This is a genomic window from Amycolatopsis sp. NPDC049691 (assembly GCF_040675005.1).
GTDB lineage: Bacteria > Actinomycetota > Actinomycetes > Mycobacteriales > Pseudonocardiaceae > Amycolatopsis.
Window position 1 is genome coordinate 39,026 of record NZ_JBFANX010000029.1, and the last position, 15,778, is coordinate 54,803.

The window sequence follows — 15,778 nt, forward strand, 5'->3', positions numbered from 1 at the left end:
CGACACAAGGAATCCGCGTTTCTTGTCATGCCGCTCAGTGGTGCGCGGCGCGGTTTTTCCGCGCCGCGTCACAACTTCACTTCTTGGTCAGGTTCACTTCCAGCTTGTTGCCCGGCCCGGACGTGATGCCGGTGATCAGGCCGGTCAGGAAACCGCAGCCGGTGAACTGCGGGATCCCGTAGGTCGCGGTCAGCCTGCCGCCCTTGAGCGGGTCGAACCCGGCCGCCGACGTCAGCGGCACGTCCGCCGGCTTCACCGTGTGGCAGGAGTTCGACGACAGGATCGGGAAGCCGAACACGCGGACCTTGGTGAGCTGGACGTCCACCTGCGCGTTCGCCTCGACCGCGCCGCCGGTGAGGGTGCCGTTGATCGCGCCGACCTGGCTGAGCTTCACCGTCGCGGACGCGGGGATGAAGCCGAACACGCGGAAGTCCACGTCGGACTTGGGCAGGGCGAGCTGGGCGCCGAACTTGCCGGACGCGGCGTCGAGCTTGGCGTCCAGGGTGCCCGGGCCGAGCGGCAGGGTGGCGTGCAGCTGCTTGATCGTCGACTTGCCCTTGACCGTGTACTTGACCTCGATGCCGCCCGGCGGGGTGGTGGTCGGGGTCGTGGGCTGGGTCGTCGGCGTGGTCGGCTCCGTGGTGGGAGTCGTCGGTTCCGTCGTCGGAGTCGTCGGCTCCGTGGTCGGAGTGGTCGGTTCCGTCGTCGGAGTCGTCGGCTCCGTGGTCGGGGTCGTGGGCTCCGTCGTCGGAGTCGTCGGCTCGGTCGTGGGAGTCGTCGGTTCCGTCGTCGGGGTCGTGGGCTCCGTCGTCGGAGTCGTCGGCTCGGTCGTCGGAGTCGTCGGTTCCGTCGTCGGGGTCGTGGGCTCCGTGGTCGGAGTGGTCGGTTCCGTCGTCGGAGTCGTCGGCTCCGTGGTGGGAGTCGTCGGCTCGGTCGTCGGGGTCGTCGGCTCCGTGGTCGGGGTGGTCGGCGTCGTGGGCGTGGTCGGCGTCGTCGGGGTGGTCGGCGTCGTCGTGCCGCCCGCCGGCTTGATCTCGAACGTGCCCAGCTGCTGGTTCTGGCCGGGGACCGCGACGCAGTCCGAGGTGAACGTGCCGAGGTCGGTCGGCTGGCCGTCCGCGGTGCGCGGGGTCATCGTGGTGCTGAAGTTCCCGACCGTCACCGACGCGGTGCCCGGGCTGGGGAACGTCACGGCCGGCGCCTTGCCGCTGCTCTTGACGTGGAACGCGCCCGACGGCGGCACCGGCGTCGAGGCGATGGTCAGCGGCAGGTTCAGGTTCAGCGTCTTGTCGACCGGGTACTTGAGCACCGCCGCGGCCTTCGCCGAGCCGTCGAGCGACGTGGCGCCGACCAGCGCCAGGCCCTCGGTCGCGGTCTCCGGCACGGTGACGTCGACGTCGAACGTGATCGGCGTCGACGAGGCACCCGCCACGGCGTTGTCCGGCAGGTTCGTGTCGATCTTCACCGACAGCACCTGGTCGCCGATCAAGGGGAACGGGCAGTTGTAGTTCAGCGTCAGGCTCACCGGCGCGGCCTGGGTCGGCCCCGCCCCGACCAGCGCGACGGTCGCCGCGACGCCCGCGACGGTCGCGACGGCGAGGCCGTAGGCGGGCTTTCTCGACTTCCACGAAAACTTCACGGATCGTCACCTCGGGGAATGGGGGTAATTTCAGCGAAAAGTACCTCCGTAAAACCGGGTTAACAAGCAGGTCCGGATTCTTTGTCACGCGCAGGGGATCGGCCTCGCCGCGAACGGTCACGCAGGTCAGCGCTTGTCACGTGCGTGCTATCCGGGCACGCGGAAATTGTCACGCGCACGGCGAATGGCGGCGATCTTCTTGCTCGCACCGGCCGTTTCCCGATACCTTTTCGCAAGCAGGGAAAGGAGCGGCCATGAACCAGCCGGTCATCGCCGTGACGGACCTGGCAAAGCGGTACGGCGAAGTCACCGCGCTCGCCGGGATCAGCCTGTCGGTCGCCCGCGGGACGGTGCTGGCGGTCCTCGGCCACAACGGCGCCGGGAAGACCACGCTGATCGACATCCTCAGCACTCGCGTCCGGCCGAGCGCGGGCACCGCCCGCGTGTGCGGCTACGACGTCGTGCAGCGCGGGCGCGCGGTCCGGCGGCGGATCGGCGTCACCGGGCAGTTCGCCGCGGTCGACGACGCCCTGTCCGGGCGCGGCAACCTGGTGCTGATCGCCCGGCTGCTGGGCGCGAAACCGCGGCAGGCGCAGGCACGCGCGGCCGAGCTGATCGCGGCGTTCGGCCTGGAAGACGCGGCCGACCGGCCGGCGGGCACGTATTCCGGCGGGATGCGGCGGCGGCTCGACCTCGCCGCGGGCCTCGTCGGCGCGCCGCAGGTGCTGTTCCTCGACGAGCCGACGACCGGCCTCGACCCGGTCAGCCGGTCCGGGCTGTGGTCGGTCGTCGAAGGCCTCGCCGCCCGGGGCACCACCGTCGTGCTGACCACCCAGTACCTCGAAGAAGCCGACCGGCTGGCCGACCACGTCGTCGTGCTCGGGCTCGGGCACATCACGGTGTCGGGGACGCCGTCGCAGCTCAAGGCGCGGCTCGGCAACCGGACGGCGACGCTGACGTTCGGCACCGAACTGGCGCTACGGCGCGCGGTGGACGCGTTGACACGCCTGGGTTTGGCGGCCGGCCGCACCGGGCTGGTGCTCTCCGTGCCATTGAGCGGCCCGGGCGACATCCCGGTGCTGGTCCGCGCGCTCGACGCGGCCGGCGCCCCGCTGCGGGACCTGACGGTGACCGAGCCGACGCTCGACGACGTCTACCTTTCGCTGCACCGGACGGCGGTGGCGTCGTGACGCAGGCCCGCCACCGCGCGGCGGTGGCCGCGCTGGCCGACCCGGCGGCCTGGCCCGAATCCGGCTTCTGGACCCAGGTTCGCGTGCTGGCGGCGAGATCGCTGCGCACGGCGTTCGGCGACCGGCGGCTGGTCTTCTTCGGACTGTTGCAGCCGGTGGTGCTGCTCTTGTTGTTCAGCCAGGTGTTCAGCGGTGTCGGCGCGCTGCCGGGTGTGGCGGCGTACCAGGGTTACGTGAACTTCCTGGTGCCGGCGACCTTGGTGAACATCGCGATGACGACGGCGATGAGCTCGGGCGCGGGCCTGCTGGCGGAGATCTACGGCGGCTTCACCGGCCGGCTGCGGTGCCTGCCGATATCGCTGTTCTCGGTGCTGGTGGCCCGGACGGTGGCGGACTCCGCGCGGCTGGGCGTCCAGCTGGTGGTCACGGCGCTGGCGAGCGTGGTGTTCCTGGGGTTCCGCCCGGCGGGCGGGGTGCTCGGCCTGGGGCTTGCGCTGGTTTTGACGCTCGTGGTGGGCTGGTGCCTGAGCTGGGTGTTCGTGGCGATCACGACGTGGCTGCGCAAGGCGGAGACCCTGCAGGCGGCGTCGTTCGTGGTGATGTTCCCGCTGATGTTCTCCTCGAGCGCGTACATGCCGTTGGACACGATGCCGGCGTGGGTCCGCGCGGTGTCGGCGGTGAACCCGCTGACGTACGCGATCGACGCGACCCGCGCCTTGGCGTTGGCGCGGCCGATCGGCTGGTCGGTGCTGACGGCCCTGGTGATCGCCGCGGTGGCGGCGGTGGCGGGCTCGACGCTGGCGGCCCGCACGTTCCGCAGCCGCGCCTAGCCCAGCGACTCCAGGTGGGTCGCCGCTTCCTCCGCGCCGCCCGCGGCCTCGAACGACTCGCGGATCCTCGCCGCCCCGGGCCGGTACTGCTCCGCCGACTCGATCGCCCTGCGGATGTCCGCCGCCTTCGCTCGGTCGAAGCGGACTCGCACGCCCGCGCCCGCGGCGGTGACCTGCTGGGCCAGCATCGACTGGTCGTCCCGGATCGGGGCCACGACCAGGGGCACCCCCGCCGACAGCGCCTCGCACACCGTGTTGTGCCCGCCGTGGCAGACCACCACCGACGCGTGCGCGAACACCGCCACCTGCGGGATCCGCCGGGCCAGCGCGCAGCTTTCGCTGATCAAGCTGCCCGACGGGTCCACCACCAGCCCCTGCACGGAGGGCATTCCGGCCAGCGCGTCCACGCTCTCGGCCAGAAACCGGGCGCCCGCCGAGGCATTGGACGTCCCCAACGTCACCACGACCAGCGGCCGATCGTCCACAGGGGACCAGTCATCCGAAGACGACGGCAGCGCCGGGCCGACGTACGACACCGGTACCGCCAGCCGCGACTCGCCGGCCAGCGCCCGGGTCGTGAACGCCAGCACCAGGTGCGGTGAGAACCGCAAGTCGCCGAGCAGCACGCCGTGGCGGGCCCGCAGCCCGGCCTGCAACGCACCCACCCAGGACGCGATCTTCGGCAACGAGCCCAGCGGGTCGGCCAGCTCGGTCGACGTCGACGCCGAAGTCGCCCACGGCAGCCCGCACCGCGCCGCCACCAGCGCCCCCGCCATCGCCTGCTGGTCCACCACGACCACATCGGGCGCGAACGAAGCAACCGCCGAGGCCACCCCCGGCACCATCGCGTCGGCCAGGGGAACCAGGTACGACTCCCACAGGTACTTCAGCGCGGCGAACCCGCGCAGCTCGGTCGGCCGCAAAGCCACCGAGAACGGTTTGGAGTCCCCGGCCGGGAAAACCGGACCGGAGACCAAAGTGGACAGCTCCGGGCACGGACCGCACCAAGCGACCTGGTGGCCCCGCGCGGACAGCACCGAAGCCACCCCGCGCAACGGCGCCACGTGCCCGGCCAGCGGCGGCACCACCAGCAGGAACCTCACGCCGCGTGCCGTTCGACCCACTTGAGCACCAGCTCGCGCACCTCCCGGTGCTGCTCCACCAGCACCGAATGCCCCTGTCCCTCGAACACGTGCAGCTCGCCGTGCGGCAGCAGCGACGTCAGTGCTTCGAGGTCGTCGGCCTGGTAGCCGTGACTGCCCAAAATGGACAGCACCGGGCAGCCGATCGCCGCCACCTGCTCCCACGTCAGCAGCGGGCCGAGCGGTACCTCCTCGGCCATCTTCGTCGACGTGATCCGCTCGGCCGCCATCCGCGCGAGCCGCCGGTGGTGGGCGCCGAAGTTCGCCTCGATCCAGTCGAAGCTCTCCTCCACCTGCAGGAACCGCACGGTGTGCGCGAGGATCTGGCTCATCTTCTCCGCCCACACCTCGGTCGCGGGCTCGGACTCGATGCACACGATGCTGCGGACCCGGGACGGGTTGGCCACGGCGTAGCTGTAGGCGAGCGTCCCGCCGAAGCTGTTGCCGACCAGGTGCACCGGCCGGTCGACGCCCAGCTGCCGCAGCAGGTCGTCGAGGTCGGCGACGAAGTCCCCGAGGGTGTAGCCGCGCTCCGGGCGCTCGGTCTTGCCGTGCCCGCGCAGGTCGTAGCTGATCACGTCGATGCCGGCCGCCGCGACCGGTGGCGCCAGCGTGAGGTAGAAGCTCGCCAGGCTGTCGGTGCCCATGCCGTGCAGGAAGACCACGGTCTCGGTGCCGCCGGCGGGCACGAGCTGCACGTTGGTGCGCAGCCCGTTCACGGTCATCGTGGGCACGTGCGCTCCCCCACGAACCGGGCGATGTCACCGACGGTCAGGCCGATGACGTCGTCGAGGTCCTTCTCCGCCAGGTACTCGGCGAGGTTGACGTCAGCGCCGAAGTGCTCGGCGAGGATGCTCGCGAAGGTCACCAGGTCGATGCTCTCCAGCTGCAGGTCCTCGTGGAACGTCGTGTCCGGCGTGATCTCGATGCCGAGCACGTCGGTGTCGCCGGTGAGCTGGGTCAGCAGCTCGGCGACGACGTCGAAGACGGCGGACGCGTGGTCGATGGTCATGGCGTGCTCCTGAGTCGTGCGGTGGCGGTGTCCCCGGTCAGGTCGACCGTGACGGCGAAGCCCGGGAGTGCGCGGCCGCGGCCGGACACCCGGCCGTCGGCGTGGACGCGGATTTCCGCCGGGTAGACGGGTTCGGCGAGCCGGGCCCGGACGGCGTCCTTGGCGGCGATGCGTTCCAGCAGCCAGCCGCGCTGCCGCCGCGGGGGCACGGCGGCGAACTCCGCGCGTTCGGAGGCGCTGAGGTAGATCCCCGCGTAGATGTCCCGCGCGGCGACCGTCGGCCAGCGGTCGGTGACCGTGACCGAACCGTCGTCCCGCCGTTCCGCCAGGAGGTTCTCCGCCGGGAACGCGTAGACGCGGTGGGCCGCGCGGTCGCAGGGGAACCGGACGTCCCGCCAGCCCTCGACGCTCGCCAGCACCCGGCCGTCGCGCGCCAGCTCGGCGGTCATTTCCAGCACGTCCGGCCGCGGCAGCCGGACGCGGACGAGGCACTCGAGCCGCGTGCCGGGCGCGGGTTCCGGCCCGTGCCAGGTGAGCCTGCCGATCGAGCGCGGGAAGGCGAGCAGGCCGTCGGGCCGGGTCGCCATCAGCCAGCAGCCGAGCAGCTGGCCGACGTTGTCGAGCAGCCCGCCCGGCGCTTCCGGCACGACCAGCTCGCCGCGGATGTGCTGCTCACCGAGCCCGGTCAGCCGGGCCAGGCCCTGGTAGGAGGGGCCGTGGAACATCTCGCGTCGCGCGTAGATCTCGGCCGCGCTCAGCGGGGGCTCGGTCTCCGGCCCGGGCACCGCGGTCCGCGACGGCGGTGGCGCATACGTCCCCAGCTCGACGGTCATCAGCGCGTACGGTCCGATCTCGACGGTCACGTCGTCGCCCTCGCGGCTCATCGACAGCGGCACCCGCTGCGCCGGCGACGCGATGAGCCAGCGGGAGAACACCGCGTCCCGCACCGCGACCGCCGTCGTGCCGGGCCAGGCGCGTTCGGCGGCCCGGCACGCGAGGTCCACCAGCGTCGTCGCCGGCACCACCGGCCGGAAGTCGGACTCGTCGGGCCAGCCGTCCCGCTGCCGGAAGAACCGGTGGTCGCGCAGGTACGGCATCGCCGCCAGCGAGACGTCCACAGTGGATTCGACGCGCCGGCGCGCGGCCGCCGCGACGACGTCCGCCGCCGTCTGCCGGGTTTCGGTGAGCAGCGCGGTGAACTCGGCGACGATCGCGTCCGGCACCCCGGCAGGCAGCTCGGGCAGGGCGCGGTCGTCGAGCAGGCCGCGGGCCGATTCCCCCAGCGACAGCAGGGAGTTGCCGGTGGTGAGCCGGATCCGCCGCGGTTCGAGCGCTTCGAAGTCCGGGCTGCCGCCTTCGACCCACAACGCGGTCGCGACGCGCCGCAGCTGCGCGAGCCCGGGCCGGGTGCCGGACGCGGCGGCGACGACCAGGTGCCGCCGTTCGCCCAGCGTGTCGGTGACGTACGAGCCGAGCTGCCCGGCGCCGACCTGCACGAACGCGCGGAACCCGGCGTCGTGCAAGGCCTCGGTCAGCGCCCGGAACCGGACCGGGCGGATCAGGTGCACGAGGTAGAGCTCCCGGACGGCATCCGGCTCCGCCGGGTACGGTCGCGCGGTCGTCGCCGACCACACCGGCAGCGTGGGCTCCCGCAGGTCCAGGTCGGCGGCGAGCCGCGCGAACGGCGCGAGGTAGGGGCGCATCAGCGGCGTGTGGAAGCCGGAGCGGAACGGCAGCGTCCGGGCGACGATCCCGGTGCCCCGGCAGGTCTCGGCGAACTTCGCGACGGACTCCGGCGGGCCGCACACGATCGTCTGCTTCGCCGCGTTCTCGTGCGAGACGACCAGGTCGTCCGGCAGCAGCTCGGTCACCCGCTCCACCGGGCAGCCGAGCACCAGGTAATCCGCGTCGGGCAGCTCGAAGCCGTCGGGCCAGTAGCGGGCCGGCAGGTCCGGCGCCGCCCGGTACATCCCGGCGGCCTGCATCGCGGTCCACTCGCCGACGCTGTGCCCGGCGAGCGCGTCCGGCCGGATCGCGAGCCGCCGCAAAGCCTGGTCGAGCACCAGCCCGGTCGCGGACACGCTCGTCGCGCGGTCCAGCACGGTCGCCGTCGACCACTGTGGACGGTCGAGCCCGAAGTGCGCGGCCACGTCGTCGATCCGCGGCTCGGCGCCGTCCTCCAGTCCCGGGTGGACGAACGCGATCTTGCCGGACGGCAGCAGCGGGTCGACCGAGCACCACACGTCCCCGCCGCCGTGCCACGGCTTGCCCGTCGCGGCCACCTTGGCGAGCACCTTGCGGGCCGTGGCGAGCTTGCGCTCGTCGGGGCCGACGATCCCGATCCGGCAGAGCCCGTCGCCGTCGCCTTCGCCGGGCCGGTCGAGGCGCGCCAGCAGCTCTTCGGGCGTGTTCGCGGCCAGCCGCAGCACGCGTTCCGGCTCGTCGACGCGCACCCGCCGCTTCGGTGCGGCGTCAACGCCCGCCTCCAGCACGACGTGCGCGTTGACGCCGCCGAACCCGAACGCGTTGACCGCGCCGACCCGCGGCAGCGCACCCCATTCTTCGGCCTCGGCCAGCACCCGGAACCGGGTCTTGTCCAGCAGCGGGTTCGGGTCGGCGCAGTGCAGTGTCGGCGGCAGCACCCCGTGGTGCAGCGCGAGCGCCACCTTGACCAGGCCGGCGACCCCGGCCGTCGGCAGTGTGTGCCCGATCATCGACTTGACCGAGCCGATCACCGACCGCGTCCCCCCGGCCTGGCCGAAGACGTCGGCGACGGTGGTCAGCTCGGCGGCGTCGCCGGCCGGCGTGGCCGTGCCGTGGGCCTCCAGCAGGCCGATCTCCGCCGGGTCCCGCCCTTCCCAGGCCCGCCGCAGCGCCAGGGTCTGCCCGGCGACGGACGGGCTGAGCAGGCTCGCCCCGCGCCCGTCGCTCGACGTCCCGCTGCCGCGGACCACGGCGTACACGCGATCGCCGTCGCGCCGGGCGTCGGCCAGCCGCTTGAGCACGACGAGCGCGGTGCCCTCGCCGATGAGCATGCCGTCGGCTTCGCGCGAAAGCGGGCTGATCCGCTGGCTCGGCGAGAGCGCACCGAGCTGCGTGAACAGCGACCAGAGCGTGTCGTCGTGCGTCTGGTGCGCGCCGCCGGCCAGGACGACGTCGCAGCGGCGCCGGGTCAGCTCGCCGATCGCGTGGTCGACCGCGACCAGGGAGGACGCGCACGCGGCGTCCACTGTGTACGCCGGGCCGCCGAGGTCGAGCCGGTTGGCGACGCGGGCCGCGGCAAGGTTCGGCACCAGCCCGGCGGCGGTCTCCGGCCGGAACTCCCCGAGCGGTTCGAGCAGCGCCGTCCGCAGCCGGTCGAGGACGTCCGGGCCGGCCGACGGCAGCAGCTCGCCGACCGTGCGGGTGATCTGGCGGACCGTGCGGACCCGCTGGTCGAAGCCCCGCAGCCCGGGCGAGAGGTAGCCGCCGCGGCCGAGCACGACGCCGATCCGTTCGGGGTCGCCGAGCCGGCCGAGACCACCGGCGTCGTCGACGGCGTGCACGGCGACGGCCAGTGCCGTCAGCTGGTCCGGCTCGGTGCCCTCCAGGGACGTCGGCGGGACGCCGTGGGCGACCGGGTCGAACTCGATGAACTCGGGGGCGAACCCGCCGCGGCGGCCGTGGGTCCGGTCCGGCGCGGTGCCGTCGTGGCCGTGGAACGCCGGGTCCCGGCGGTGCGCGGGGATCTCGGTGACGGCGTCGACGCCGCCGACGACGTTGCGCCAGTACTGGTCCACTGTGGACGCGCCGGGCAGGAACACGCCCATGCCGACGATGGCGACCGGCTCCTGGCTCACCACAGCGACGCCGTGTAGAGCACCGCGCGGTCCGTGCCGTAGGCGAGTTCGCGGAGCAGGGCGGCGGTGCCCGCGTCCGCGTCGAGCAGGCTGATGCCCCGGCGCTCGTACTCGCGCGCGAGTTCCGGCGACACCATGCCGCCGTGGTCGGCCGTAGGGGCCCACGGTCCCCAGTGGACGGTCACCGCGCGGCCGGCCCGGCTGCGGCTCAGCGCCTCCAGCGCGTCGTTCGCGGCGGCGTAGTCGGTCTGGCCGCGGTTGCCGAGCACGGCGGCGATGCTGCCGAAGAACGCGACGAACCCGGGTTCGGTGTCGAGCGCGTCGAGCAGGATCCTGGCACCGTCCACTTTGGTGTCGTACACGGTGCGGAACGACGCCTCGTCCTTGTCCGCCATGAGCTTGTCGTCGATGACGCCCGCGGCGAAGACGACGCCGTCGAGCCGGCTGGGCAGGTTCTTGACGAGGCGCCGCACGGCGTCCGGGTCGCGCACGTCGAGTGCGGTGTACCCCGCGTCCCCGCCGGCGGCGCGGATCTCGTCGAGGGTGCGGCCGATCTCGCGCTGGGCCAGCACGGTCCGCACGCGGCGTTCGATCTCGGCGACCGAGCCGCCGCGGCCGGCCAGTACCGCGCGCATCGCCGCGGGGTCTTCCGGCAGGTCGTCCGGCTCGCCCGGCCACGGCGTCCGTCCGGCGAGTTCGAGCCGGCAGCCGGAGGCGGCGAACGCGATCGCCGCGCGGGCGGCGATCCCGCGGGCCCCGCCGACCAGCAGGACGACGGAGTCCGGGCCGAGGCCGAGCGCGGCCAGCTCGCCGCCGCCCGGCCCGGCGCCGGAGTAGGCGATCGACGGGAGGTCCGCCGGCCGCGGCTCGATCGTGAACCGGCCGGCGTCGTCGTGGCCGACGACCGAGGGGCCGTCGCTGAGTGCTTCGTCGACCAGGGTCTTCGCGACGTCCTGCGTGACCTCGACGAGCCGCGTCACGCCGTCGCGTTCCAGCGCGGCCGAGCGGACCAGGCCGCGGAGGCCCGGTGTTCCCGGCTGCGCCGCGACGAGCACCGTGCCCTTGGCGCTCTTGAGGTGGGTGAACACTTCCGGGGCGGTCGTGGCCGGCACGACGGTGATGTCGGCGTCCTCGGTGACGATCTCGGAGCCGGCTCCGACGAACGCGGCGCGCACGGACTCGTCGTCGCCGATGATCGCGACGGACTTGCCGCGCAGCCGGCCGGGGTCGGGGTCGAGCGGCACGGGCACCCGCTCGAGCCGGTACCGCGTGGGCGCGGCCGCCGCCGGCGTGGGGTTCAGCCAGCTCTCCAGGTGCGCGGTCAGTGCGTTCGCGGTGCGGTCGCGGCTGAGCTGGTCGGTGCGGTCGTCGGCGGGGAGGCCGAGGCGGCCCAGCAGCGTCCCGGCGATCTCGGTGCGCTTGATCGAGTCGATGGAGAGGTCGGCTTCGAGGTCGAGGTCGCCGGCGATCATTTCGGCCGGGTAGCCGGTGCGTTCGCTGATCACGCCGATCACGGTGGTGAGGACGTCGGCTACGGGTTCCGGTCGGGCTTCGGGCTGGGGTTCGGGCTGGGGTTCCGGGAGCCGGACGGGTTCGGCGGCCACGACGGGCGCGGGGGCGCTGCCGAGGTAGCCGAGCATGACTTCCCGCTGCGCCGCGACGAGCTCGCGGGTGGTGCGCAGGAAGTCGACGACCGCCTGGTCGCGGCCGGGAGCGGGCTGGGTCATGGCAGAACTCCCGTGTTCTCTGGGGATTCGTCGGGCCGGGGACAGGGCGGGCGCCTCGGCGCCGGGGGCGCGGGCGGACCGCCCGTCGACGGCCCAGGCGGTCGGGGACGGTGCCGGGGGCTTGGTCCTGGAAAGGCGCTCGGTACGGACGTCGACACCGGCGTCCGCGAGCTTTCGCAGTGCGGTGAGGAAGGCCTTGAGGTCGGGGCCGCACGCGACGGCGGTGTGCGGGCGGTCGCCGAGGATCTCCTTGACGAGCCTCGTGAGCACCCGGCCCGGACCCACTTCGACGAACGTGCGCGCGCCGGCGTCGTACATCGCTTCGATCTGGTCGAGGAACCGCACGGGGGCGCCGATCTGCGCGGCGAGTTCGCCTTTGACGTCGCCCGCGTACGGTTTCGCGGTGCGGTTCGACCACACGGGCAGCCGTGGTTCGCCGAGGTGCTCGTGGGTGAGTTCGTGGGCGAAGAGGTCGCCGGCCTTGGCGACCAGCGGGCTGTGGAAGGCGCAGGCGACGGGGATCCGCTGAGCGGTGACGCCGGTTTCGCGCAGCCGCCGGATCGCCCGTTCGACGGCGGCGACCGGTCCGGAAAGGACGACTTGTTCGGGCGCGTTGTGGTTGGCGACAACGACATCCGGGCCGATCAGGGTGGGGGTGAGCAGGTCCCGCGACGCCTTGACGGCGGCCATGGTCCCGGGCTCGGCGACGTCGGCGATGGAGTTCGCGCGGGCCCGGCTGACGCGGAGGAGGGTTTCGGTGTCGAAGGCCCCGGCGACCGACAGCGCGACGAGTTCGCCGTAGCTGTGCCCGGCGAGGAAGTCCGGCCGGACGCCGGTTTCTTCCAGGAGCTTGGCGACGGCGGTCTCGACGAGCCCGAGCGCGGGTTGCGCCACACGGGTGTCGGTGAGGGCGCGTTCTTGGGCTTCGGCGGCGTCGAAGGGGTGTGGGGGAAACGCTTTCGCGGCGACGTCGGGGGCGAGCCGGAGGTAGTCGGCGAGTTCGGGGAAGTGCACGAAGAGCTCGGCGAGCATGCCGGGGCGCTGGCTGCCCTGGCCGGGGAAGAGGAAGGCGACCTTGCCGGGGTCGGCAGCGGACCGCCGGAACCCGGCCGGCCCGGCATGGCCGGGCTCGGACCGCCCGGCACCAGCCTCGCCACCGCGGACCCCGGGCTGCCCCACCGCGCCGAACTCTCCGGACCGGGCCGGGCCGGCTGGTCCTGCGCCGACCTTGCCGGGTTCGGCATCTGCCCGCCGGAACCCGGCCGGGCCACCGCCGGCGCGCCGCGCCGGCCGCCCGGCCACCACTCGCCGCAGGTCCGCCAAAGCCGCTTCGGCGTCCGGGGCCCAGTCCCTCAACCCGTGCCGGCGGTCCGGGGCCACCGGGCCGGCGGCCAGCACCGCGTGGAAGTTCGTCCCGCCGAAGCCGAACGCGCTCACCCCCGCCAGCCTGGCCGGATCCGCCCACGGCCGCGCCGAAGTCGTGAACGTGAACGGGCTCGTCGACGCGTCCCAGGCCGCGTTCGGCGTGGTCAGGTGCAGCGTCGGCGGCACCACCTCGTGCCACAGCGCCAGTGCCGCCTTGATCAGCCCCGCCAGTCCCGCCGCGCACTTCGTGTGGCCGATCTGGCTCTTCACCGACCCCAGCACACACGATCCCGGCGTGGCCCCCGCCGACGAGAAGAACTCCGTCAACGTGCGCAGCTCGGTCGCGTCGCCGACCACCGTGCCCGTTCCGTGCGCTTCGACCAGCCCGACGTCCACAGGGGACACTCCAGCGTCTTGGTAAGCCCGTTCCAACGCCCGGTGCTGGCCCTCCGGACGCGGCGCGGTCAACCCCAAAGCCTTGCCGTCGCTCGCCGCGCCGACGCCCTTGACCACGGCGTACACGCGATCGCCGTCGCGTTCGGCGTCGGACAGGCGCTTCAAGACCAGGCACGCCACCCCCTCGCCGAGCGCGATGCCGTCGGCCGCCGCGTCGAACGGGCGGCAACGGCCCGTCGGCGAGAGCGCGCCGGCCGACGTGAACATCAGGTAGTCGTGGATGCCGTTGTGCAGGTCGACCGCGCCGCACAGCACCAGCGAACTCGTTCCCGCGCGCAGTTCCTTCGCGGCGAGGTCGAGCGCGGCCAGCGACGACCCGCAGGCCGCGTCCACCGTGTAGTTCGCGCCGCCGAGGTCGAGCCGGTTGGCGATCCGGCCGGAGATGACGTTGGCCAGCGTGCCGGGGAACGTGTCCTCGGTCGGCTCCGGGAGCTGGGCGAGCAGCTCGGGCGGCACCTCGTCCAGGTAACCCTCGAGCAGCGAACGCAGCGTGCCCGCGTTGGCGAGGTCGCCGCCCGCCTCCGCGCCGAACACGACGCTCGTGCGTTCGCGGTCGAACTCGCGCTCGGCGTACCCGGCGTCGGCCAGCGCCCGCCGCGCGGTCTCCAGCGACACCAGCTGGGCCGGGTCGATGCTGCCCATCGCCGACGGCGGGATGCCGTAGTCCAGGGGGTCGACGGCCACCGGCGGCAGGAACCCGCCCCACTTCGACGTCGACTGTCCGAAGTAGACGGCCGGGTCCCACCGCTGGGGCGGGACCTCGGTGACGGCGTCCTCGCCGCGCAGGACGTTCGACCAGAACGCTTCCAGGTCGGGCGCCCCGGGGAACGTGCAGGCCATCCCGATGACGGCGATGTCCCGGCTGTCCCGCGTCTCCGGTTCCGCCTGCCGGGAAAAGGTTTTCCCCGAAGTGACTTCCCGGTGCAGCTCGGCGATCGTCGTCCGGCGGTCGCGCAGCACGGCGACCTGCCCGGCCATGAACATCCCCTCGGCCAGCTGGGTTTCTTCGTCCAGCGGCGAGCCGTCCCGGCGGACGCCCTTGCTCGCGACGCGCAGCCGTCCGGTGTTCAGCTCTTCCAGCCGCTGCCAGGCCTCCTGCGCCGGCACGTCCCGCAAGCCGGCCTTGACCTGCTCGAACTCCGCCGTGTACGGGCTCGGCAGGCAGCGCGTGCGGTGCCCCGGCGCGGTTTCGAGGGTGACCGTCGCGCCGGCGGCAAGCGCCCGCTCCTGGAACAGGCCGGTGATCGCGCCGTGCGTCACGGCTTCCTCGGTGAACAGGTAGGCGGTGCCCATCAGGACGCCGACGGCGTCGAGCGGAGCCGCCATCGCGGTGACCATCACCGCGGACCGGGTGTCGTGGATGCCGCCGGCGAACAGCACCTCGACGTCCTTCGCCGCACCGAGCACGGCCAGTTGTTCCTCCCACAGCTCGAAACTGGAGCGCGGGCCGACGTGCCCGCCGCATTCGGCGCCTTCGAAGACGAACCGGCGGACCCCGGCGTCGAGGTACTGGCCGAGCAGGACCGGCGACGGCACGTGCACGAACGTCGCGATCCCGTCCGCTTCCAGCGCCTTGACCTGGCCGGGTTTCCCGCCCGCGATCAGCACGCACCGCGGCCGGACGGCCCGGATCGCGGCGAGCTGCTCCGCCCGCAGGTTGTCGGGCACGAAGCCGAGGATCCCCGCGCCCCACGGCCGGTCGCCCAGCCGCTCGGCGGTGCGGGTCAGCAGGTCCGTGGTGCGCGCGCCGTTCGCCGTGGCCACCGCGACGAACGGGAACCCGCCCGCGTCGGCGACCGCGGCCGCGAACCCGGGCTGGTCGCTCACCCGCGTCATCGGCCCCTGCACGACCGGCAGCGCGCTGCCCAGCGTCCGGCACAGCCGGTCCGGTGCCGTCGGGACGGGAACCCCGGCACCGACGACCCGGCGGACATCCGCTTCCACTGTGGACTCGAGAAGCACTCCGGCCGCGCCGCCGGCCAGCGCCCCCACCGCCGTCCGCGGTCCGGCAACGCTCCCCCACACCGGGACGTCGAAGGCCGCGAGAAGCTGTTGCAGCAGAACGAAGTCGCTCAGTTCCCCGGCCCGCGCGAGAAGTCCGCACGCGCCCCCGGCGACGGCCTCCGCCGCCGTGGCGAGATCGGGCACTTCGGCGAGCGCGCCGGTCCACGGCGCCCTCGTGCGGACGGCGAACGCGGCGCCCTCGGGAACCGGGCCCTCCGTGCGCACGCCGTAGGGCACCCGGACCCGCGCCGCTACCAGCCGGAGGTCGGCCGGGTCGGCGCCGTCGAGCACCCCGAGACCCCCGCCGCGCGCGACGGCGGCCACCGCGCAGGGGTCGCCGATGCCGAGGCACCGCTGCCGTCGAGCGTGCGACGGCGGAACGAGCTCGGCCATCGGCGGACCTCCTGTGCGGGGTGGGGTGATCTTCACGAGACCAATCACAGGAATAACGCACCAGACCCGTAAAAAGCAATACTCGTGCTAAGGTGCGAAACTGTGGAACACGGCACGATCATGGCGCTGACCAGCACTTTTATCATGCAGCTTCTAAACGAGAAATACCATTCACTCACCT

8 protein-coding genes are annotated in these 15,778 nt (G+C 73.2%); 2 read left to right on the top strand and 6 right to left on the bottom strand.

Annotation, left to right across the window (positions count from 1 at the left end; genetic code table 11):
- Nucleotides 1-76 precede the first annotated feature (76 nt).
- On the bottom strand, nucleotides 77-1,639 hold the full coding sequence (locus AB0J40_RS42020; RefSeq protein ID WP_364465260.1) for a DUF6801 domain-containing protein: 1,563 nt from the start codon (nucleotides 1,637-1,639) through the stop codon (nucleotides 77-79).
- A 254-nt stretch (nucleotides 1,640-1,893) separates the two neighbouring features.
- Between AB0J40_RS42020 and AB0J40_RS42025 the strand changes: the two genes are divergently transcribed.
- Entirely contained in the window at nucleotides 1,894-2,829 is a 936-nt protein-coding gene (locus AB0J40_RS42025; RefSeq protein ID WP_364465262.1) for an ATP-binding cassette domain-containing protein, read from the top strand.
- Nucleotides 2,826-3,659: an ABC transporter permease gene (locus AB0J40_RS42030; protein ID WP_364465264.1), complete on the top strand. Its 834-nt coding sequence runs from the start codon at nucleotides 2,826-2,828 to the stop codon at nucleotides 3,657-3,659. The genes AB0J40_RS42025 and AB0J40_RS42030 overlap by 4 nt, the downstream gene beginning before the upstream one ends.
- Here the strand turns inward: AB0J40_RS42030 and AB0J40_RS42035 are convergent.
- Genes AB0J40_RS42035 through AB0J40_RS42055 form a run of 5 tightly spaced genes read right to left on the bottom strand, consistent with a single transcriptional unit; the run spans nucleotide 3,656 to nucleotide 15,597 of the window.
- Nucleotides 3,656-4,762, bottom strand: coding sequence for a glycosyltransferase (locus AB0J40_RS42035; protein ID WP_364465266.1), 1,107 nt, complete (start codon nucleotides 4,760-4,762; stop codon nucleotides 3,656-3,658). The two genes, AB0J40_RS42030 and AB0J40_RS42035, sit on opposite strands and share 4 nt — an antisense overlap.
- A complete protein-coding gene (locus AB0J40_RS42040) occupies nucleotides 4,759-5,535 on the bottom strand; it encodes an alpha/beta hydrolase (protein ID WP_364465267.1) in 777 nt (258 codons plus the stop codon). The genes AB0J40_RS42035 and AB0J40_RS42040 overlap by 4 nt, the downstream gene beginning before the upstream one ends.
- Nucleotides 5,523-5,813, bottom strand: coding sequence for a phosphopantetheine-binding protein (locus AB0J40_RS42045; RefSeq protein ID WP_364465269.1), 291 nt, complete (start codon nucleotides 5,811-5,813; stop codon nucleotides 5,523-5,525). Before AB0J40_RS42045 ends, AB0J40_RS42040 begins: the two co-directional genes overlap by 13 nt.
- Nucleotides 5,810-9,652: a beta-ketoacyl synthase N-terminal-like domain-containing protein gene (locus tag AB0J40_RS42050; protein ID WP_364465271.1), complete on the bottom strand. Its 3,843-nt coding sequence runs from the start codon at nucleotides 9,650-9,652 to the stop codon at nucleotides 5,810-5,812. Before AB0J40_RS42050 ends, AB0J40_RS42045 begins: the two co-directional genes overlap by 4 nt.
- Nucleotides 9,649-15,597 (bottom strand): SDR family NAD(P)-dependent oxidoreductase, encoded by a 5,949-nt coding sequence (locus AB0J40_RS42055; protein ID WP_364465273.1) that lies wholly within the window; start codon nucleotides 15,595-15,597, stop codon nucleotides 9,649-9,651. The genes AB0J40_RS42050 and AB0J40_RS42055 overlap by 4 nt, the downstream gene beginning before the upstream one ends.
- Nucleotides 15,598-15,778: the final 181 nt, after the last annotated feature.

Bases quoted from the DNA above. Each gene is read 5' to 3' on its own strand.
- AB0J40_RS42025 (WP_364465262.1), top strand. From the start codon at position 1,894: ATGAACCAGCCGGTCATCGCCGTGACGGACCTGGCAAAGCGGTACGGC.
- AB0J40_RS42045 (WP_364465269.1), bottom strand. From the start codon at position 5,813: ATGACCATCGACCACGCGTCCGCCGTCTTCGACGTCGTCGCCGAGCTG.
- AB0J40_RS42055 (WP_364465273.1), bottom strand. From the start codon at position 15,597: ATGGCCGAGCTCGTTCCGCCGTCGCACGCTCGACGGCAGCGGTGCCTC.